At 69.2% G+C, this 21,084-nt stretch carries 18 protein-coding genes; 16 read left to right on the forward strand and 2 right to left on the reverse strand.

The window, feature by feature from the left end; genetic code table 11:
* Positions 1–316: 316 nt before the first annotated feature.
* Positions 317–2,851 (forward strand): GTP pyrophosphokinase, encoded by a 2,535-nt coding sequence (relA, locus tag ADL12_RS30995; protein ID WP_062707753.1) that lies wholly within the window; start codon positions 317–319, stop codon positions 2,849–2,851.
* 96 nt (positions 2,852–2,947) lie between these two features.
* On the opposite strand, the gene ADL12_RS31000 is transcribed toward relA, so the two are convergent.
* Together ADL12_RS31000 and ADL12_RS31005 are read right to left on the reverse strand one after the other, a co-directional pair.
* Positions 2,948–4,177, reverse strand: a complete 1,230-nt coding sequence (locus tag ADL12_RS31000; protein WP_062707756.1) for a DUF349 domain-containing protein — start codon at positions 4,175–4,177, stop codon at positions 2,948–2,950.
* 135 nt (positions 4,178–4,312) lie between these two features.
* On the reverse strand, positions 4,313–5,128 hold the full coding sequence (locus ADL12_RS31005) for a peptidylprolyl isomerase (protein ID WP_062707761.1): 816 nt from the start codon (positions 5,126–5,128) through the stop codon (positions 4,313–4,315).
* A 181-nt stretch (positions 5,129–5,309) separates the two neighbouring features.
* Between ADL12_RS31005 and ADL12_RS31010 the strand changes: the two genes are divergently transcribed.
* The 15 genes from ADL12_RS31010 (at position 5,310) to aroB (ending at position 20,691) form a co-directional block, all read left to right on the forward strand.
* Positions 5,310–6,026 carry an MBL fold metallo-hydrolase gene (locus ADL12_RS31010; RefSeq protein ID WP_062707764.1) on the forward strand — a complete coding sequence of 239 codons (717 nt, stop codon included), beginning with the start codon at positions 5,310–5,312 and terminating at the stop codon, positions 6,024–6,026.
* An 11-nt stretch (positions 6,027–6,037) separates the two neighbouring features.
* Positions 6,038–7,300, forward strand: a complete 1,263-nt coding sequence (gene hisS / locus ADL12_RS31015) for a histidine--tRNA ligase (protein ID WP_062707766.1) — start codon at positions 6,038–6,040, stop codon at positions 7,298–7,300.
* Between the two features lie 184 nt (positions 7,301–7,484).
* Complete coding sequence (locus ADL12_RS31020) at positions 7,485–8,141, forward strand: vitamin K epoxide reductase family protein (protein ID WP_062707769.1); 657 nt, start codon at positions 7,485–7,487, stop codon at positions 8,139–8,141.
* Between the two features lie 81 nt (positions 8,142–8,222).
* The gene (locus ADL12_RS31025) at positions 8,223–9,578 is read left to right on the forward strand and encodes a replication-associated recombination protein A (RefSeq protein ID WP_062707771.1); all 1,356 of its coding nucleotides are present in this window, start codon (positions 8,223–8,225) and stop codon (positions 9,576–9,578) included.
* 301 nt (positions 9,579–9,879) lie between these two features.
* Positions 9,880–10,494, forward strand: coding sequence for a 30S ribosomal protein S4 (rpsD, locus tag ADL12_RS31030; protein WP_015661793.1), 615 nt, complete (start codon positions 9,880–9,882; stop codon positions 10,492–10,494).
* A gap of 226 nt (positions 10,495–10,720) precedes the next feature.
* Complete coding sequence (locus ADL12_RS31035) at positions 10,721–11,167, forward strand: DUF948 domain-containing protein (RefSeq protein WP_062707773.1); 447 nt, start codon at positions 10,721–10,723, stop codon at positions 11,165–11,167.
* 8 nt (positions 11,168–11,175) lie between these two features.
* Entirely contained in the window at positions 11,176–11,520 is a 345-nt protein-coding gene (locus ADL12_RS31040) for a hypothetical protein (RefSeq protein ID WP_062707775.1), read from the forward strand.
* Positions 11,520–14,192 (forward strand): alanine--tRNA ligase, encoded by a 2,673-nt coding sequence (gene alaS / locus ADL12_RS31045; RefSeq protein ID WP_062707778.1) that lies wholly within the window; start codon positions 11,520–11,522, stop codon positions 14,190–14,192. Before ADL12_RS31040 ends, alaS begins: the two co-directional genes overlap by 1 nt.
* 35 nt (positions 14,193–14,227) lie before the next feature.
* Positions 14,228–14,692 (forward strand): Holliday junction resolvase RuvX, encoded by a 465-nt coding sequence (gene ruvX, locus ADL12_RS31050; protein WP_062707800.1) that lies wholly within the window; start codon positions 14,228–14,230, stop codon positions 14,690–14,692.
* Positions 14,693–14,816: 124 nt separating this feature from the next.
* Entirely contained in the window at positions 14,817–16,526 is a 1,710-nt protein-coding gene (gene mltG, locus ADL12_RS31055) for an endolytic transglycosylase MltG (RefSeq protein WP_062707780.1), read from the forward strand.
* Between the two features lie 41 nt (positions 16,527–16,567).
* The gene (locus ADL12_RS31060) at positions 16,568–17,407 is read left to right on the forward strand and encodes a shikimate dehydrogenase (protein ID WP_062707783.1); all 840 of its coding nucleotides are present in this window, start codon (positions 16,568–16,570) and stop codon (positions 17,405–17,407) included.
* Between the two features lie 110 nt (positions 17,408–17,517).
* Positions 17,518–17,724 carry a hypothetical protein gene (locus ADL12_RS31065; protein ID WP_062707785.1) on the forward strand — a complete coding sequence of 69 codons (207 nt, stop codon included), beginning with the start codon at positions 17,518–17,520 and terminating at the stop codon, positions 17,722–17,724.
* A gap of 182 nt (positions 17,725–17,906) precedes the next feature.
* Positions 17,907–19,091 (forward strand): chorismate synthase, encoded by a 1,185-nt coding sequence (aroC, locus tag ADL12_RS31070; RefSeq protein WP_062707788.1) that lies wholly within the window; start codon positions 17,907–17,909, stop codon positions 19,089–19,091.
* Positions 19,088–19,603: a shikimate kinase gene (locus tag ADL12_RS31075; RefSeq protein WP_062707791.1), complete on the forward strand. Its 516-nt coding sequence runs from the start codon at positions 19,088–19,090 to the stop codon at positions 19,601–19,603. The genes aroC and ADL12_RS31075 overlap by 4 nt, the downstream gene beginning before the upstream one ends.
* Positions 19,600–20,691 (forward strand): 3-dehydroquinate synthase, encoded by a 1,092-nt coding sequence (gene aroB, locus ADL12_RS31080; RefSeq protein ID WP_062707795.1) that lies wholly within the window; start codon positions 19,600–19,602, stop codon positions 20,689–20,691. The genes ADL12_RS31075 and aroB overlap by 4 nt, the downstream gene beginning before the upstream one ends.
* The last annotated feature ends 393 nt before the right edge of the window (positions 20,692–21,084 follow it).

Here is a 21,084-nt window from a genome sequence, read left to right on the forward strand (position 1 = left end):
GATACGAAAACGGCCGTCCCAGTACAACTGGGGCGGCCGTTTCGCGCCCCAGAGGGGCGCGGGGCTGTATCAATGTGCGGCTCCGCCGCGTGGGCGCGACCAGCCACGATGGAGCCGCAGTCGGCAATGTGCCTGAAGCCCCGTGTACAAGCTCCGTACACCGCCGAGCCTCCGGCAGGAATCCCGCGGCAGCCCCTCGTGTTTCTCCGGTAGACGGCCCTCACATCGGCCTGAAGGCGATCCTGGGGCGCAGGATCGCTACCATGGGGTCTCCGGAGCCTGACCGGGGGACCCGGATCGCGCACGAGGAGCCCTCTTGCCAGACGAGGCCCAGCACCTGACCGCCGCCAAGCCCGAGTCCGCCTCGGCACCCGCGGCGAAGCCCGCGCCGAACGCGTCGCACGCGAAGAACGACACCCGCGGGACGGTCGAGCATGCCCAGTCCGCGCCCGTCGACAAGTCGGCCGACCAGTCGCGACCCAAGCCCGCCCCACCCGAGCATCCCGCACCGGCAGTCCGCCCGAACACCGGACAGCCCGCCCGCACCGGCTCCTCCAACCGCGTCCGCGCCCGCCTCGCCCGTCTCGGTGTTCAGCGCTCCAACCCGTACAACCCGGTCCTGGAGCCGTTGCTGCGGATAGTGCGCAGCAACGACCCGAAGATCGAGACGGCCACGCTCCGGCAGATCGAGAAGGCCTACCAGGTCGCCGAGCGCTGGCACCGCGGCCAGAAGCGCAAGAGCGGCGACCCGTACATCACGCACCCGCTCGCCGTCACCACCATCCTCGCCGAGCTGGGTATGGATCCGGCCACCCTGATGGCGGGCCTGCTGCACGACACCGTCGAGGACACCGAGTACGGCCTTGACCAGCTCCGCCGCGATTTCGGTGACTCGGTCGCCCTGCTCGTCGACGGCGTCACCAAGCTGGACAAGGTCAAGTTCGGCGAGGCCGCGCAGGCCGAGACCGTGCGCAAGATGGTCGTCGCCATGGCCAAGGACCCGCGCGTCCTGGTCATCAAGCTCGCCGACCGCTTGCACAACATGCGCACCATGCGCTACCTCAAGCGCGAGAAGCAGGAGAAGAAGGCGCGCGAGACCCTCGAGATCTACGCGCCGCTCGCCCACCGCCTCGGCATGAACACCATCAAGTGGGAACTGGAGGACCTCGCCTTCGCGATCCTCTACCCCAAGATGTACGACGAGATCGTACGGCTGGTGGCCGAGCGGGCACCGAAGCGTGACGAGTACCTGGCCATAGTGACCGACGAGGTCCAGCAGGACCTGCGTGCCGCCCGCATCAAGGCGACCGTCACCGGCCGCCCGAAGCACTACTACAGCGTCTACCAGAAGATGATCGTCCGCGGACGCGACTTCGCGGAGATCTACGACCTGGTGGGTATTCGTGTACTTGTCGACACGGTCCGCGACTGCTACGCCGCCCTCGGCACCGTGCACGCGCGATGGAACCCGGTCCCCGGCCGGTTCAAGGACTACATCGCGATGCCCAAGTTCAACATGTACCAGTCGCTGCACACGACGGTCATCGGCCCCAACGGCAAGCCGGTCGAGCTCCAGATCCGCACGTTCGACATGCACCGCCGCGCCGAGTACGGCATCGCCGCGCACTGGAAGTACAAGCAGGAGGCCGTCGCCGGCGCCTCCAAGGTCCGCAGCGACGCACCCAAGTCGTCCGGCAAGGGCAAGGACGACCACCTCAACGACATGGCGTGGCTGCGTCAGTTGCTGGACTGGCAGAAGGAGACCGAGGACCCCGGGGAGTTCCTGGAGTCCCTGCGCTTCGACCTGTCGCGCAATGAGGTCTTCGTCTTCACCCCGAAGGGCGACGTCATAGCGCTCCCGGCCGGCGCGACTCCTGTCGACTTCGCGTACGCCGTGCACACCGAAGTCGGCCACCGCACCATAGGAGCGCGGGTCAACGGCAGGCTCGTACCCCTCGAATCCACCCTGGACAACGGCGACTTGGTGGAGGTCTTCACCTCCAAGGCGGCCGGCGCGGGTCCCTCCCGCGACTGGCTGGGCTTCGTCAAGTCGCCGCGCGCCCGCAACAAGATCCGCGCGTGGTTCTCCAAGGAGCGCCGCGACGAGGCGATCGAGCAGGGCAAGGACGCCATCGTCCGCGCGATGCGCAAGCAGAACCTGCCGATCCAGCGCATCCTGACCGGCGACTCTCTGGTCACGCTCGCGCACGAGATGCGCTACCCGGACATCTCCGCGCTGTACGCGGCGATCGGCGAGGGCCATGTCTCCGCCCAGAACGTCGTGCAGAAGCTCGTCCAGGCGCTCGGCGGCGAGGAGGCCGCCACCGAGGAGATCGACGAGTCGGTCCCGCCGACCCGCGGTCGTAGTCGCAAGCGCCGCTCCAGCGCCGACCCCGGCGTCATCGTCAAGGGCGTCGAGGACGTGTGGGTCAAGCTGGCCCGCTGCTGTACGCCCGTACCCGGCGACCCGATCATCGGCTTCGTCACACGCGGTAGCGGAGTATCGGTTCACCGCAGCGACTGTGTGAACGTGGAGTCACTGTCCCGCGAGCCCGAGCGGATCCTCGAGGTCGAGTGGGCGCCCACCCAGTCCTCGGTCTTCCTGGTCGCCATCCAGGTCGAGGCCCTGGACCGCTCCCGGCTCCTGTCCGACGTCACCCGCGTCCTGTCCGACCAGCACGTCAACATCCTCTCGGCGGCCGTCCAGACCTCCCGCGACCGCGTCGCCACCTCCCGCTTCACCTTCGAGATGGGCGACCCGAAGCACCTCGGGCACGTCCTGAAGGCGGTCAGGGGCGTCGAGGGTGTGTACGACGTGTACCGCGTGACGTCGGCGCGCAGCAGGTCGTAAGGCATACGACGAGAAGGTTGTAAGGCATACGACGAGAAGGGCCCCGTACACGACGTACGGGGCCCTTCTCGTCGCAAAGGCTGTCGTCCGGGCTTGTCAGCCGCCGAACTCCTGCAGGCCCTTCAGCGCCTGGTCCAGAAGCGCCTGACGGCCCTCCAGCTCACGCTCGAGCTTGTCGGCCTTGGCGTTGTTGCCCTGGGCGCGCGCCTGCTCGATCTGGCCCTTGAGCTTGTCCACGGCGGCCTGGAGCTGACCGGTCAGACCCTCGGCACGCGCGCGTGCCTCCGGGTTGGTCCGGCGCCACTCGGTCTCCTCGGCTTCCTGGATGGCCCGCTCGACGGCGTGCATCCGGCCCTCGACCTTGGGGCGGGCGTCCCGCGGCACGTGGCCGATGGCCTCCCAGCGCTCGTTGATCGAGCGGAAGGCCGCACGCGCGCCCTTCAGCTCGCCGATCGGCAGGAGCTTCTCGGCCTCCTCGGCCAGCTCCTCCTTGAGCTTCAGGTTCTCGGCCTGCTCGGCGTCCCGCTCGGCGAACACCGAGCTGCGGGCCGCGAAGAAGATGTCCTGGGCGCCGCGGAAGCGGTTCCACAGGTCGTCCTCGTGCTCGCGCTGGGCGCGCCCGGCAGCCTTCCACTCCGACATCAGCTCGCGGTAGCGCGCCGCCGTCGGACCCCAGTCGGTCGAAGCGGACAGCGACTCGGCCTCGGCGACCAGCCGCTCCTTGGTCTTGCGGGCGTCCTCGCGCTGCGCGTCCAGCTGCGCGAAGTGCGCCTTACGGCGCTTGGAGAACGCCGACCGGGCGTGCGAGAAGCGGTGCCACAGTTCGTCGTCCGACTTGCGGTCCAGCCGCGGCAGGCCCTTCCAGGTGTCCACCAGGGACCGCAGCCGCTCACCGGCGGCCCGCCACTGGTCGGACTGGGCCAGCTCCTCCGCCTCGGTGACCAGCGCCTCCTTGGCGTGCCGGGCCTCGTCGGACTGCTTCGCGCGCTGCTGCTTGCGCTCCTCGCGGCGCTTGTCGACGGTCTCGACCAGCTTGTCCAGGCGGGTCCGCAGGGCGTCCAGGTCCCCGACGGCGTGGTGCGCGTCGACCTGCCCACGGATGTGGTCGATCGCGGTCTGCGCGTCCTTCGCCGACAGGTCGGTGGTCTTCACCCGCTTCTCGAGGAGGCCGATCTCGACAACCAGGCCTTCGTACTTGCGCTCGAAGTAGGCCAGCGCCTCCTCAGGGGAGCCGGCCTGCCAGGAACCGACGACCTGCTCGCCGTCGGCCGTACGCACGTACACGGTCCCCGTCTCGTCGACGCGGCCCCACGGGTCGCTGCTCACAGCGCCTCCTCCACATGATGCCTGCGAGGGGCTTGTGTTCCCCCGGGCATCGTCCACAGTTTCGTCACGGCCAACATAGGCGACCGGCGGGTTGCCTGTCCGCATCCCGCGCGACCGAAATTACGCAGTCGGCGGTCAGGATTTGGTGACCGTCGCCTTGTTGATGACCACCGTCGCATTCGGCGCCCCGTCGCCCTGGCCGGTGCTCTCGCCGGCGCCGGCAATCTTCTTGAGTACCTTCATGCCGGATTCGGAAACGGTACCGAACGGTGTGTAGCTGGGGGGAAGCTGACTGTCCTGGTAGACGAGGAAGAACTGGCTGCCGCCGGAGTTCTTCTGGCCGGTGTTCGCCATCGCGACGGTGCCCGCCGGGTAGATGTTGTCCTTGAGGCTTTTGTCCTTCAGGTTCTCGTCCGGGATCGTGTACCCGGGACCGCCCGTGCCGGTGCCCGCCGGGTCGCCGCACTGCAGGACGTAGATGCCGTCGGTGGTGAGCCGGTGGCACTTGGAGTGGTCGAAGTAGCCCTTGCCGGCGAGGAAGTCGAACGAGTTCACGGTGTGCGGCGCGGCCGAGGCCTTCAGCGCGATGTCTATGTCACCGCACGTCGTCGCGAGCTTCATCGTGTACTTCGCCGGCTTGTCGACGGTCAGCTCCGGTTCCTTCTTCCAGGTCGCCGTCTTGACCTTGCCCTCGGCGGGCTTCTCGCACGGGTCCGTGGGCTTGGTGCTCGCGCTCGGCGTGACCTCCGAGCTCGCGTTCTCCTTGCTGTCGTCCTCCTTGAGGACCCCGGTCGTGTACAGCGCGAGGCTGCCGATGATGACCACCCCGAGCGCGGACGCGATCACCGAGTTGCGCATGCGCGCCTTGCGCCGGGCGGACGTGCGCCGCTGCTGCTGCCGCAAGAACTTCTCCCGGGCGAGCTGACGCCGCCGCTGTTCCTGGCTGACCACCGGGTTCTCTCCTCATGCGTCGTGTGTGTCGACCGGTACGCGTGCGTCCATTGAGCCGATCGCCCGCGTGTGCCCCGTACCGTATATGGGTTCGCTGAGGAATCGGCAGCGCCGGTAGGCTCTGACGACAGGCGGAGCCCGCCGACAAACCACCTGTGTCGACACAAATGTAAGGACGATCGTGCTCATTGCCGGGTTCCCCGCCGGGGCCTGGGGGACGAACTGTTATCTCGTCGCCCCCGCCGCCGGCGAGGAGTGCGTGATCATCGACCCGGGCCACGAAGCGGCCCCCGGAGTCGAGGAAGCACTGAAGAAGCATCGGCTCAAGCCCGTCGCCGTCGTCCTCACCCACGGCCATCTCGACCACGTGGCCTCGGTCGTCCCGGTGTGCGGCGCACACGACGTACCGGCCTGGATCCACCCCGAGGACCGGTACATGATGAGCGACCCCGAGAAGGCGCTCGGCCGTTCCATCGGGATGCAGCTGATGGGCGAGCTGACCATCGGGGAGCCGGACGACGTCAAGGAGCTGACCGACGGGGCGAAGCTGGAGCTGGCGGGGATGGAGCTCACCGTCGCGCATGCGCCCGGCCATACCAAGGGGTCGGTGACCTTCGGCCTGCCCGAGGCGGCGGACATCCCGCCGATCTTCTTCTCGGGCGACCTGCTGTTCGCCGGCTCCATCGGGCGCACCGACCTGCCCGGCGGTGACATGGCCGAGATGCTCGACTCGCTGGCGCGCGTGTGCCTGCCGCTCGACGACTCGACCGTGGTGCTGTCCGGCCACGGCCCCCAGACGACCATTGGTCAAGAGCGCGCCACCAACCCGTATCTGCGGCAAGTGGCCGCAGGCCGCCAAGATCGCGGCGCTGCAGAAGCTCCCCGACGAGGAATGTGACGAGACCTTCCGTGAGCACCTTCAAGGCCCCCAAGGGCACGTACGACCTGATCCCGCCGGACTCCGCCAAGTACCTGGCCGTCCGTGAGGCGATCGCGGCTCCGCTGCGCAACTCCGGCTACGGCTACATCGAGACGCCCGGCTTCGAGAGCGTCGAGCTGTTCGCGCGCGGCGTCGGCGAGTCCACCGACATCGTGACCAAGGAGATGTACGCCTTCGAGACCAAGGGCGGTGACAAGCTCGCCCTGCGCCCCGAGGGCACGGCCTCGGTCCTGCGTGCGGCGCTGGAGGCCAACCTGCACAAGGCGGGCAACCTCCCGGTCAAGCTCTGGTACTCGGGCTCCTACTACCGCTACGAGCGTCCCCAGAAGGGCCGTTACAGGCACTTCTCCCAGGTCGGCGCCGAGGCGATCGGCGCCGAGGACCCGGCGCTGGACGCCGAGTTGATCATCCTGGCCGACCAGGCCTACCGCTCACTCGGCCTCAGCAACTTCCGGATCCTGCTCAACAGCCTGGGCGACAAGGAGTGCCGCCCGGTCTACCGAGCGGCGCTGCAGGACTTCCTGCGCGGCCTGGACATCGACGAGGACACGCGCCGCCGCGCCGAGATCAACCCGCTCCGCGTCCTGGACGACAAGCGCGAGTCGGTCCAGAAGCAGCTCGGGGACGCCCCGCTGCTGCGCGACTACCTCTGCGACGCCTGCAAGGCGTACCACGAGGAGGTCCGCGAGCTGATCACCGCCGCGGGCGTGGCCTTCGAGGACGACCCGAAGCTGGTGCGCGGCCTGGACTACTACACGCGTACGACCTTCGAGTTCGTCCACGACGGTCTGGGCTCCCAGTCCGCGGTGGGCGGCGGCGGCCGCTACGACGGCCTCTCGGAGATGATCGGCGGCCCCGCGCTGCCGTCGGTGGGCTGGGCGCTGGGCGTCGACCGCACGGTGCTCGCCCTGGAGGCGGAGGGCGTGGAGCTCGAACTCCCGTCGTCCACCAGCGTGTTCGCGGTGCCGCTCGGCGAGGAGGCCCGCCGGGTCCTGTTCGCCAAGGTCACCGAGCTGCGCAAGAACGGCATCGCGGCCGACTTCTCCTACGGCGGCAAGGGACTCAAGGGCGCGATGAAGAACGCCAACCGCAGCGGCGCCCGCTACACGATCGTGGCCGGCGAGCGCGACCTCGCCGAGGGCGTCGTACAGCTCAAGGACATGGAGTCCGGCGAGCAGGCGGCCGTCGGCGTCAACGAGATCGTCGCGGAGCTGGAAGCCCGGCTGGGCTGAACTCCGAAAGGGCGGGGACCGGTCAGGGTCCCCGCCCTTTGTCGTCCCGTCGGTGTCCTGAACCGAACGCCATGACCGATCGCACGCCTTTCCTTATGTCCAGCGAACGGTGGGCACGCGTGCGTGTGCGGCACAATGTGCCCTGTCCGGAGGAACTCCAAGTCTCAAGTGACGGATCGGCGTGATGAGCAAGACGACAGTCAAAGACGTCTCCACCGAGCCCGAGCCGGAGCGTGCCGAGACGGTGCCGCAGTCGGCGGGCGGCAGTCGCGCGTTCGCCCTGATGCTGGTGATCACCGGCGCGGCGGGACTGCTTGCCGCGTGGGTCATCACGATCGACAAGTTCAAGCTGCTCGAGGCCAAGGTCGAGGGCAAGACGTTCACCCCTGGCTGCAGCCTGAACCCCGTCGTCTCCTGCGGCAGCGTCATGGAGAGCAAGCAGGCCGCCGCCTTCGGGTTCCCCAACCCGATGCTCGGCCTCGTCGCCTACGGCATCGTCATCTGCGTCGGCATGAGCCTGCTCGGCCGCGCCCGCTTCCCGCGCTGGTACTGGCTCACCTTCAACGCCGGCACCCTGTTCGGCGTCGCCTTCTGCGCCTGGCTGATGTTCCAGTCGCTGTACCGGATCAACGCGCTGTGCCTGTGGTGCTCGCTGGCCTGGGTCGCGACGATCATCATGTTCTGGTACGTGACATCGTTCAACATCCGCAACGGCTTCCTGCCCGCGCCGAACTGGCTGAAGAGCTTCTTCGGCGAGTTCACCTGGGTCATGCCCGTCCTGCACATCGGCATCATCGGCATGCTGATCCTGACCCGCTGGTGGGATTTCTGGACCAGCTGAGGGGCCGGCTGAGGCGCCGGCTGGGCCGGGGCCTTCCGGGGCCCGGCGGGATTGTCAGTGCGGTGAATTAGGGTTTCCAGCGTGGAGCCCGACCTGTTCACCGCCGCCGCAGAAGAACGCCAGGAGAAGGACCCCGCCGGCAGTCCCCTGGCGGTGCGCATGCGCCCGCGCACCTTGGACGAGGTGGTGGGCCAGCAGCATCTGCTGAAGCCGGGCTCGCCCCTGCGCAGACTTGTCGGTGAATCCGGCGGCGGCCCCGCCGGGCCCTCCTCGGTGATCCTCTGGGGCCCGCCCGGCACCGGCAAGACGACCCTCGCGTACGTCGTCTCCAAGGCCACCAACAAGCGCTTCGTCGAGCTGTCCGCCATCACCGCCGGTGTGAAGGAGGTCCGCGCGGTCATCGACGGCGCCCGCCGCGCCACCGGCGGTTTCGGCAAGGAGACCGTCCTCTTCCTCGACGAGATCCACCGCTTCAGCAAGGCCCAGCAGGACTCCCTCCTCCCGGCCGTCGAGAACCGCTGGGTGACCCTGATCGCGGCGACCACCGAGAACCCGTACTTCTCGGTCATCTCCCCCCTGCTGTCCCGCTCCCTCCTCCTCACCCTCGAACCCCTCACCGACGACGACATCAAGGGACTGCTGAGGAGGGCGCTGAGCGACGAGCGCGGGCTGAAGGACTCCGTCGGCCTCCCCGAGGACACCGAGGCCCACCTGATGCGCATCGCCGGCGGCGACGCCCGCCGTGCCCTGACCGCCCTGGAGGCCGCCGCCGGGGCGGCCCTGGACCAGGGCGAGACCGAGATCAGCCTCCGGACGCTGGAGCAGACCGTCGACCGGGCCGCGGTGAAGTACGACCGCGACGGCGACCAGCACTACGACGTGGCCAGCGCTCTCATCAAGTCCATCCGAGGCTCCGACGTCGACGCCGCCCTGCACTACCTGGCCCGCATGATCGAGGCCGGCGAGGATCCCCGCTTCATCGCCCGCCGCCTGATGATCTCCGCCAGCGAGGACATCGGCCTCGCCGACCCGAACGCCCTGCCGATCGCGGTCGCGGCAGCCCAGGCCGTCGCCATGATCGGCTTCCCCGAGGCCGCCCTCACCCTCAGCCACGCCACCATCGCCCTCGCCCTCGCCCCCAAGTCCAACGCCGCAACCACCGCGATCGGCGCCGCCATGGACGACGTACGCAAGGGGCTGGCGGGCCCGGTCCCGCCCCACCTGCGCGACGGGCACTACAAGGGCGCCGCCAAGCTCGGGCACGCGCAGGGGTACGTGTATCCGCACGACCTGTCCGAGGGCATCGCCCAGCAGCAGTACGCCCCGGACGCCATCAAGGACCGCGAGTACTACGAGCCCACCCGGCACGGCGCCGAGGCGCGGTACGCGGACGCCGTCGAGTGGACCAGGAAGCACCTCGGTCGCAAGCGGTCCTGAGCAGCCTGTAGACTCGCTCGAAGTGCTGAGTCCCGTGTCCGGCTCCGGTCGGCGCCTCAGGCGGGACACCCAGCCGGATCTTTTGATCCAGGAGCGTCGCGCACCGTTGTAGGTGTCGCGGGCAGCCCACCACCACCCGGAGTTCCGGGACCGGTCGGTGGGCCGTTCGTGTGCTGCACGTATGTGCCCAGACCAGGGAACGGCTGCCTGGCAAGTCCCTCGTGGACCTGTCGGGATTCCCCGGCTGCGGATTGCGACCTCCCGTAACCCTGAGGCAGCCGAATAAGGAAAAGGAAAAGAAGTGGCGAACCAGTCCCGCCCCAAGGTCAAGAAGTCGCGTGCCCTCGGCATCGCGCTGACCCCGAAGGCCGTCAAGTACTTCGAGGCCCGTCCCTACCCGCCGGGTGAGCACGGCCGTGGCCGCAAGCAGAACTCGGACTACAAGGTCCGTCTGCTGGAGAAGCAGCGTCTGCGTGCGCAGTACGACGTGTCCGAGCGTCAGCTCGTCCGCGCCTACGAGCGTGCCTCCAAGGTTCAGGGCAAGACCGGTGAGGCCCTGATCATCGAGCTCGAGCGCCGTCTCGACGCCCTGGTCCTGCGTTCGGGCATCGCCCGCACCATCTACCAGGCCCGTCAGATGGTCGTTCACGGCCACATCGAGGTCAACGGCCAGAAGGTCGACAAGCCGTCGTTCCGCGTCCGTCCCGACGACGTCGTGATGGTCCGCGAGCGCAGCCGCGAGAAGACCCTCTTCTCCATCGCCCGCGAGGGTGGCTTCGCCCCCGAGGGTGAGACCCCGCGCTACCTCCAGGTGAACCTCAAGGCCCTGGCGTTCCGCCTGGACCGTGAGCCGAACCGCAAGGAGATCCCGGTGATCTGCGACGAGCAGCTCGTCGTCGAGTACTACGCCCGCTGATCCTTCAGCGGCCGTAGGACTTCTGCGCCTGAGCCCGCCGTCTCCCCGCCCTTCCGGGCGGGCGAGGCGGCGGGCTTTTGCATGGGCACGGTCCGACTTCCGGCAACTCGGCTCCGCACGGGCGGTAATCCGGTGCAGAGCGGCACCCCCGGCGCGATAGGCTCGGTGCACGACTTTTTCGATGTAGACCGATGTAGAGGCACGTTTCAGGGAGCGGGTGCACACAGTGTCCGGTGGAGAGGTTGCCGGGATCCTGGTGGCCGTGTTCTGGGCGATCCTGGTCTCCTTCCTCGCCGTCGCGCTGGCGAGGCTGGCCCAGACGCTCAAGGCGACCACCAAACTCGTCGCGGACGTGACCGACCAGGCCGTCCCGCTCCTGGCAGAGGCCTCCACGGCGGTGCGCTCCGCGCAGACCCAGATCGACCGGGTCGACGCGATCGCCTCCGACGTCCAGGAGGTCACGTCGAACGCCTCCGCTCTGTCGACCACCGTCGCCTCCACCTTCGGCGGCCCCCTGGTCAAGGTCGCGGCCTTCGGCTACGGCGTGCGCCGGGCACTCGGCGGCCGCAAGGACGACGGGCCCGCCAAGGCGCCCCCCCGTACCGTGATCGTGGGTCGCACGGTTCCGGCCGCGCGACGGGACAAGCGAAACCTCCGCGGAAAGAGGGACTGAGACCCAGCATGTTCCGCCGTACGTTCTGGTTCACCACGGGCGTCGCCGCCGGTGTGTGGGCCACCACCAAGGTCAACCGGAAGCTGAAGCAGCTGACCCCCGAGAGCCTCGCCGCGACCGCGGCGAACAAGGCGATCGAGGCCGGCCACCGGCTCAAGGACCGCGCGGTGGGCTTCGCGCTCGACGTCCGCGACAACATGGCCCAGCGGGAGGAAGAGCTGGGAGAGGCCCTGGGCATCAACACCGACCCCGAGCTCCCCGCACCCCGGCGGTATGCCGCCATCGAGAACCGCACCAACCCGAAGTACGTCGACAGGACGACGTACTCGAACAACCGGAATGAGGACCACTGATGGAGTCGGCCGAGATTCGCCGCCGCTGGCTGAGCTTCTTCGAGGAGCGCGGGCACACCGTCGTCCCTTCGGCGTCGCTCATCGCGGACGACCCGACTCTGCTCCTCGTCCCGGCCGGCATGGTGCCCTTCAAGCCCTACTTCCTGGGTGAGGTCAAGCCGCCCTTCGCGCGCGCCACCAGCGTGCAGAAGTGCGTGCGCACGCCCGACATCGAAGAGGTCGGCAAGACCACCCGCCACGGCACGTTCTTCCAGATGTGCGGCAACTTCTCCTTCGGCGACTACTTCAAGGAAGGCGCCATCAAGCACGCCTGGGAGCTGCTCACCAGCCCCCAGGACAAGGGTGGTTACGGCCTGGAGCCGGAGAAGCTCTGGATCACCGTCTACAAGGACGACGACGAGGCCGAGCGCATCTGGCACGAGGTCGTCGGCGTGCCGAAGGAGCGCATCCAGCGCCTCGGCATGAAGGACAACTACTGGTCCATGGGCGTTCCCGGCCCCTGCGGCCCCTGTTCCGAGATCAACTACGACCGCGGCCCCGAGTTCGGCGTCGAGGGCGGCCCCGCCGTCAACGACGAGCGGTACGTGGAGATCTGGAACCTCGTCTTCATGCAGTACGAGCGCGGCGAGGGCATCGGCAAGGACAACTTCGAGATCCTCGGCGAGCTCCCGAGCAAGAACATCGACACGGGCCTCGGCCTGGAGCGTCTCGCCATGATTCTGCAGGGCGTGCAGAACATGTACGAGATCGACACCTCCATGGCCGTCATCAAGAAGGCCACCGAGCTGACCGGTGTCGCGTACGGCGACGCCCACGCCTCGGACGTCTCCCTGCGCGTGGTCACCGACCACATGCGTACGTCCGTCATGCTCATCGGCGACGGCGTCACCCCCGGCAACGAGGGCCGCGGTTACGTCCTGCGCCGCATCATGCGACGCGCCATCCGCAACATGCGTCTGCTGGGCGCCACCGGTCCGGTCGTGCTCGACCTGATCGACACCGTGATCGCCATGATGGGCCAGCAGTACCCCGAGCTCGTCACCGACCGCGAGCGCATCGAGAAGGTCGCCGTCGCCGAGGAGAACGCCTTCCTCAAGACGCTGAAGGCCGGCACCAACATCCTCGACACGGCCGTCACCGAGACCAAGGCCGCCGGTGGCAAGGTCCTCGCCGGTGACAAGGCGTTCCTGCTCCACGACACCTGGGGCTTCCCGATCGACCTCACCCTGGAGATGGCCGCCGAGCAGGGCCTGTCCGTGGACGAGGACGGCTTCCGCCGCCTGATGAAGGAGCAGCGGGAGCGCGCCAAGGCCGACGCCCAGGCCAAGAAGACCGGGCACGCCGGCGCCGGCGCCTACCGGGAGATCGCCGACAAGGTCGGCGAGACCGACTTCATCGGCTACAGCGACACCGAGGGCGAGTCCACCGTCGTCGGCATCCTCGTCGACGGCGCCTCCTCCCCGGCCGCCACCGAGGGCGACGAGGTCGAGATCGTCCTCGACCGCACCCCCTTCTACGCCGAGGGCGGCGGCCAGATCGGCGACACCGGCCGTATCAAGGTCGACACCGGTGCCGTCATCGAGATCCGCGACTGCCAGAAGCCGGTCCCCGGCGTCTACGTCCACAAGGGCGTCGTCCAGGTCGGCGAGGTCACGGTCGGAGCCAAGGCCCACGCCTCCATCGACAACCTCCGCCGCAAGGCCATCGCCCGCGCTCACTCGGCCACCCACCTCACCCACCAGGCCCTGCGCGACGCCCTCGGCCCGACGGCCGCCCAGGCCGGTTCCGAGAACCAGCCCGGCCGCTTCCGCTTCGACTTCGGTTCGCCGTCCGCCGTTCCCACGGCCGTGATGACCGACGTCGAGCAGAAGATCAACGAGGTGCTCGCCCGCGACCTCGACGTCCGCGCCGACGTCATGGGCATCGACGAGGCCAAGAAGCAGGGCGCCATCGCCGAGTTCGGCGAGAAGTACGGCGAGCGGGTCCGCGTGGTGACCATCGGCGACTTCTCCAAGGAGCTGTGCGGCGGCACCCACGTGCACAACACCGCCCAGCTGGGCCTGGTGAAGCTGCTCGGCGAGTCGTCCATCGGCTCCGGTGTGCGCCGTATCGAGGCCCTCGTCGGCGTCGACGCCTACAACTTCCTCGCCCGGGAGCACACGGTCGTCGCCCAGCTCCAGGAGCTGATCAAGGGCCGCCCGGAGGAGCTCCCGGAGAAGATCTCCGCCATGCTCGGCAAGCTGAAGGACGCCGAGAAGGAGATCGAGAAGTTCCGCGCCGAGAAGGTGCTGCAGGCGGCCGCCGGTCTCGCGGAGTCCGCCAAGGACGTCCGCGGCATCGCCGTCGTCACCGGCCAGGTGCCGGACGGCACCACGGCCGACGACCTGCGCAAGCTGGTCCTCGACGTGCGCGGCCGCATCCAGGGCGGACGTGCCGCGGTCGTGGCCCTGTTCACGGTCAACAACGGCAAGCCCCTCACGGTCATCGCCACCAACGAGCCCGCCCGTGAGCGCGGCCTCAAGGCCGGTGACCTGGTCCGTACGGCCGCCAAGACCCTCGGCGGCGGCGGTGGCGGCAAGCCGGACGTCGCCCAGGGCGGCGGCCAGAACCCGGCCGCCATCGGTGACGCCGTCGACGCCGTCGAGCGGCTCGTGGCGGAAACGGCCAAGTGAGCGCAGAGACACAGGCGAGCGGCGACGGCCGGGGCATGCGCCGCGGCCGCCGTCTCGCGATCGACGTAGGGGACGCCCGCATCGGGGTCGCCTCGTGCGACCCCGACGGGATCCTCGCCACCCCGGTGGAGACGGTCCCGGGCCGGGACATCCCGGCCGCCCACCGCCGCCTCAAGCAGCTGGTCGAGGAGTACGAGCCGATCGAGGTCGTCGTCGGTCTCCCCCGCTCCCTCAAGGGGGGCGAGGGCCCGGCCGCGGTCAAGGTCAGGGGCTTCGCCCAGGAACTGGCCCGCATGATCGCGCCCGTACCGGTCAGGCTCGTGGACGAGCGGATGACGACCGTGACGGCCAGTCAGGGACTGCGCGCCTCGGGCGTGAAGTCGAAGAAGGGCCGGTCCGTGATCGACCAGGCAGCCGCTGTGATCATCTTGCAGCAGGCGCTCGAATCCGAACGGGTGTCAGGTAAAGCTCCCGGAGAGGGCGTCGAAGTGGTCATCTGATCGCGATACGGTAACGTTCCGCGCGATGCGCCGGTTTTCGAACAGCCGACGCACCAAGAGAGGCGGGACGGGAACCGGATCTTCACAAGCCGCGTGACCGCCGCCTCGCGGCTCAAGGGGATCGATGACTGAGTATGGCCGGGGCCAAGGCTCCGAACCGTGGCATCCCGAGGACCCGTTGTTCGGGGACGGCGGATGGGAAGGGCAGCAGGCCCACACGGGCCGGCAGGCTGCCTACGGCGGCCAGCCGCAGCACTATCCGGAGCAGCCGCAGCAGCCGCAGCACTACGGCGACTGGGGCAACGGCCAGCAGGCCGCCTACGGTCAGGCGCAGCAGTACCAGCAGCAAGGTCAGCAGTACCCGGAGCAGGGCCAGCAGTACCCGCAGCAGTACGAACAGCAGCAGTACGCGGGCCAGGGGCAGCAGTCGTACAACAACAACGGCTGGGTCAACGGCACGCACGCGCACGCCCAGTACCCCGACCCGTCGGACCCCTACGGACAGCAGGCCGCGGCGTACGGCGGTGAGCAGCAGGACTACTACGGCACACCCGACGCGTACCCGCCGCCGGCGCCGCCGAGCCGTCGGCAAGCCGAGCCGGAGCCGTCTCAGACCGACTGGGACCCCGGTCCTGACCAGGGTGAACACGCCTTCTTCGCCGGTGGCGGCGACGAGGACGAAGACGATGCCGACGACGAGTCGGGAGGCGGCCGCGGGCGCGGTGATCGCCGGGGCCGGGGCGGAAAGCCCAAGAAGCGGCGCAGTGGGATGGCCTGTCTGGTGGTCGTTCTGGTGTTCGGCGCAGGCGTGGCCGGAGTCGGATATTTCGGATACCAGTTCTACAAGGATCGTTTCGGCGCGGCGCCCGACTATGCGGGCGACGGCAACGGCGAGCAGGTCACCGTCGTCATCCCCAAGGGCGCGGTCGGCTCCGTGATCGGGCAGAAACTGAAGGAAGCGGGCGTCGTTCAGAGTGTCGACGCGTTCATTTCCGCCCAGAATGCGAATCCCAACGGCAAAACGATCCAGGACGGCGTCTACACGCTGGAGAAGCGCATGTCGGCCGCCAGTGCGGTCGAACTGATGCTCAGTCCGGAGAGTCGCGACAACCTGATCATCGCCGAGGGCTCACGGAACACGGCGGTCTATGCGCTGATCGACAAGCGCCTCGGGGTGGCGGAGGGCACCACGGCGAGCGTCGCGAAGAAGAAGTACAAGGACCTCGGCCTGCCCGACTGGGCGCTGAACCACCCCGATCTGAAGGACCCGCTGGAAGGGTTCCTCTTCCCCTCCAGCTACGCGGCCAGCAAGGGACAGAAGCCGGAAACCGTCCTGAAGGAGATGGTCACCCGGGCCACGGAGAGGTACGAGGCGCTGGGCCTGGAGCAGAAGGCCGAGAGTCTGGGACTCGATGACCCCTGGCAGCTGCTCACGGTGGCGAGCCTGGCGCAGGCCGAAGGCACGAGCCACGACGACTTCCGCAAGATGGCCGAGGTCGTCTACAACCGCCTCAAGCCCGGGAACCCCGAGACTTGGGGCTCTCTGGAGTTCGACTCCACGTACAACTACGTGAAGAACCAGAGCAAGATCGACCTCTCCATCGCCGAGCTGAGGCAGTACAACAACCCGTACAACACGTACTACGTCAAGGGGCTGCCGCCCGGTCCCATCGACAACCCCGGTGAAGAGGCGCTCAAGGGCGCGCTGAACCCGACGAAGCAAGGCTGGTACTACTTCATCTCGCTGGACGGAAAGACCAGCAAGTTCACGAAGACGCTCGCGGAGCACGACAAGTTGGTCCAGCAGTTCAACGCGTCGAGGAACAACGGCTGACGTCGGACAGCGAAATTTGCACAGGTTCAAGGACAGGTTTCATGACAGCACGGGCAACTGACGCCCGCCGGGCCGCCGTGCTCGGTTCGCCCATCGCCCACTCCCTCTCCCCGGTGCTGCACCGGGCCGCGTACGAGGAACTGAAGCTCACGGGCTGGTCCTACGACCGCTTCGAGATCGACGAGGCAGCTCTGTCCAAGTTCTTCGCGGAACTCGGACCGGAGTGGGCGGGGCTGTCGCTGACCATGCCGCTCAAGCGGGCCGTCCTGCCGTTGCTCGACGAGATCAGCGAGACGGCTGCCTCGGTCGAGGCGGTCAACACCGTCGTCTTCACCGAGGACGGCCGCCGCGTCGGCGACAACACCGACATCCCCGGGATGGTCGCCGCACTGCGGGAGCGCGGCATCGAACAGGTCGACTCGGCGGCCATCCTCGGCGCGGGCGCCACGGCGTCCTCCGCGCTGGCCGCGCTCGCGCGCGTCTGCACCGGTGAGGTCGTGGCGTACGTACGCAGCGAGGCCCGCGCCGCCGAGATGCGGCAGTGGGGCGAGCGGCTCGACGTCGAGCTGCGTACGGCGGACTGGGCCGACGCGGACCGGGCGCTGCGCGCGCCGCTGGTGATCGCGACCACGCCGGCCGGTACGACCGACGCCCTCGCCTCCGCCGTACCGGAGCGCCCCGCCACCCTGTTCGACGTGCTCTACGACCCCTGGCCGACCGCCCTCGCGGCTCGCTGGTCCATGTACGGCGGAGCCGTCGTCAGCGGGCTCGACCTGCTGGTCCACCAGGCGGTTCTCCAGGTGGAGCAGATGACCGGCCGCGTTCCGGCGCCCCTGGAGGCCATGCGAAAAGCGGGGGAGCGCGCCCTCGCGGGCCGCTAGGATCCGCTGAGTTCCGCAGGGGGCGGAGAAGTCCGAGGGGGAGTACGAGCCGTGTCCACTGGTGTGCCGATGGAGTCCGGTAAGGGCGAGATATTCGAGATCGTCCTGCAGTGAAGCGCAAGATCGACCGTCGGCGTGCGGTGCGCGACGGGGGCGGCGTTCACGCGGCGGCACGTCACGGCCAGAGGAGGGGTGCCGACTATCTGGGGCCGTACGCTCCCCAGCAGTCGGTGCAGCAGCCGTCGCAGGAGCCGAGCGGTGCTGACTTCCTTGGCTCGTACACTCCGCAACAGCGCCAGGGCAACGGCTCGGCGTGATCTTCCGGCGCCCGGCAATGTCCCTCTGCCGTCCGCTTGGTGGACCGGCGGCCAGGGGCCGTGCCCGGACGTGGGAGGATCGAAGGTGGCGGGCCAGGGCCGCGCACCTGGTCGCGCCGTCGACGTACGCGAGGACGCGCGTACGCAGGGCAGTACCAGGGCGCGAGCACTGAGGAGCACCGTTGAGCAGGTTGCGCTGGCTGACCGCGGGGGAGTCCCACGGTCCCGCACTCGTGGCGACGCTGGAGGGCCTTCCCGCCGGCGTGCCGATCACCACGGAGATGGTGGCGGACCACCTGGCCCGGCGCCGGCTCGGTTATGGACGCGGTGCGCGGATGAAGTTCGAGCGCGACGAGGTCACCTTCCTCGGCGGCGTCCGGCACGGCCTCACCCTCGGTTCCCCGGTCGCGATCATGGTGGGCAACACCGAGTGGCCGAAGTGGGAACAGGTCATGGCGGCCGACCCGATCGACCCGGAGATCCTCGCGGGCCTCGCCCGCAATGCGCCGCTGACCCGCCCGCGTCCCGGCCACGCCGACCTCGCGGGCATGCAGAAGTACGGCTTCGATGAGGCTCGGCCGATCCTGGAGCGTGCCTCGGCTCGTGAGACGGCGGCTCGTGTCGCGTTGGGCGCGGTCGCCCGGTCGTACCTCAAGGAGACGGCCGGCATCGAGATCGTCAGCCACGTCGTGGAGCTGGCTGCGGCGAAGGCGCCGCAGGGCGTGTACCCGACTCCGGCCGATGTCGAGAAGCTGGACGCCGACCCGGTGCGCTGCCTGGATGCGGATGCGTCGAAGGCGATGGTCGCGGAGATCGACCAGGCTCACAAGGACGGCGACACCCTCGGTGGTGTGGTGGAGATCCTGGCGTACGGCGTGCCGGTGGGCCTGGGCTCGCATGTGCACTGGGACCGCAAGCTGGACGCCCGCCTCGCGGGCGCGCTCATGGGTATTCAGGCGATCAAGGGTGTCGAGGTCGGGGACGGCTTCGAGCTGGCCCGCGTGCCCGGCTCCAAGGCGCACGACGAGATCGTGAAGACGCCCGAGGGCATCCGCCGTGTCTCCGGCCGTTCCGGCGGCACCGAGGGCGGCCTGTCCACCGGTGAGCTGCTGCGGGTGCGGGCGGCGATGAAGCCGATCGCGACCGTGCCGCGGGCCCTGCAGACGGTGGACGTCACCACCGGCGAGGCGGCGCAGGCGCACCACCAGCGCTCCGACGTGTCCGCGGTCCCCGCCGCCGGCATCGTCGCCGAGGCCATGGTGGCCCTCGTGCTCGCGGACGCGGTGGCGGAGAAGTTCGGCGGCGACTCGGTCGCTGAGACCCGCCGCAACGTGCAGTCGTACCTCGACAACCTCGCCATCCGATGAGCGGGCCGCTGGTCGTCCTGGTCGGCCCGATGGGGGTGGGCAAGTCCACCGTCGGGCAGCTGCTGGCCGAGCGGCTCGGGGTCACCTACCGGGACACCGACGACGACATCGTGGCCGAGCAGGGCCGGACCATCGCCGAGATCTTCGTCGACGAGGGTGAGCCCGTCTTCCGCGCCATCGAGAAGGCGGCCGTGCACCGGGCGCTGGCCGAGCATGACGGCGTCCTGGCGCTGGGCGGCGGTGCGATTCTGGATGCGGACACGCGCGCGTTGCTCGCGGGCCAGCGCGTCGTGTACCTGTCGATGGACGTCGAAGAGGCGGTCAAGCGGACGGGGCTGAACGCGGCCCGCCCGCTGCTGGCGGTCAACCCGCGCAAGCAGTGGCGCGAGCTGATGGAGGCCCGCCGGCACCTGTACGAGGAGGTCGCCACGGCCGTCGTCGCGACCGATGGCCGTATGCCCGAAGAGGTCACCGAAATCGCCCTGGACGCACTGGAGTTGAAGGAAGCATGAGCGAGGCAGTCACCCGGATCCAGGTCGGCGGCACCGCGGGGACCGACCCGTACGAGGTCCTGGTGGGCCGTCAACTCCTGGGCGAGCTGGGCGGGTTGATCGGCGGCAAGGCCAAGCGGGTGGCGATCGTCCACCCGGAGGCGCTGGCCGAGACCGGCGAGGCGCTGCGGGCCGACCTGGCCGGGCAGGGCTATGAGGCGGTCGCGATCCAGGTGCCCAACGCGGAGGAGGCGAAGACCGCCGAGGTGGCCGCCTACTGCTGGAAGGCGCTGGGCCAGTCCGGCTTCACCCGCTCCGACGTCATCGTGGGCGTCGGCGGCGGTGCGACCACCGACCTCGCCGGGTTCGTGGCCGCGACCTGGCTGCGCGGGGTGCGCTGGATCGCCGTCCCGACCACCGTGCTCGCCATGGTCGACGCGGCCGTCGGCGGCAAGACCGGCATCAACACCGCCGAGGGCAAGAACCTGGTGGGTGCCTTCCATCCGCCGGCCGGCGTGCTGTGCGACCTGGCGGCGCTGGAGTCGCTGCCCGTCAACGACTACGTCTCCGGGCTCGCGGAGATCATCAAGGCCGGTTTCATCGCCGACCCGGCGATCCTGGAGCTCATCGAGGCCGACCCGCAGGCCGCGCGGACCCCCGCGGGCCCGCACACCGCCGAGCTGATCGAGCGTTCCATCCGGGTCAAGGCCGAGGTCGTCTCCTCGGACCTGAAGGAGGCGGGCCTGCGGGAGATCCTCAACTACGGCCACACGCTCGGCCATGCCATCGAGAAGAACGAGCGCTACAAGTGGCGGCACGGCGCGGCGGTTGCGGTGGGTATGCACTTCGCCGCCGAACTCGGCCGCGTCGCCGGGCGGTTGGACGATGCGACGGCCGACCGCCACCGCACGATTCTCGAATCGGTGGGCCTGCCGCTGCACTACCGCTACGACCAGTGGCCCAAGCTGCTGGAGACGATGAAGGTCGACAAGAAGTCCCGCGGCAACCTGCTGCGCTTCATCGTCCTGGACGGCCTGGCCAAGCCGACCGTCCTGGAGGGCCCGGACCCGGCCGTCCTGCTCGCCGCGTACGGCGAAGTCGGCCAGTAAGTCCACCGAACCACCTTTCCGTCCGATTCGCCTGTGGCGATGGGCACTTCGGACCGCCTCCGGCCGTTCACCAAACGGTGGCCGGGGGCGGTACCGTTCGGTAGCGAGCGGGGTAAGTGCCCTGCTGCCAGCGCCAATGGCCATGGAAGACGAGACGGAGTGGCACCGGATGCAGCACGCAGTGGGTTCTCCGCTGCCGCCGCCCCACCAGCCGGGGCACGGCTGGTCGCCGGCCGCACAACACCCGGGTCAGCACCACCCGGGCGCGCCCCAGGGACCCGCCCCGCACCAGGGACCCGTTTCCCACCAGGGACCCGCCCCGCATCAGGGATCGGCCCCCGAGCCCCCGCCGCCCCCGGCACCGGGCTTCGCGTCCCCCTGACCGGTCCCACG

The organism is Streptomyces regalis (assembly GCF_001509475.1).
In the GTDB taxonomy this organism is placed as follows: Bacteria; Actinomycetota; Actinomycetes; order Streptomycetales; family Streptomycetaceae; genus Streptomyces; species Streptomyces regalis.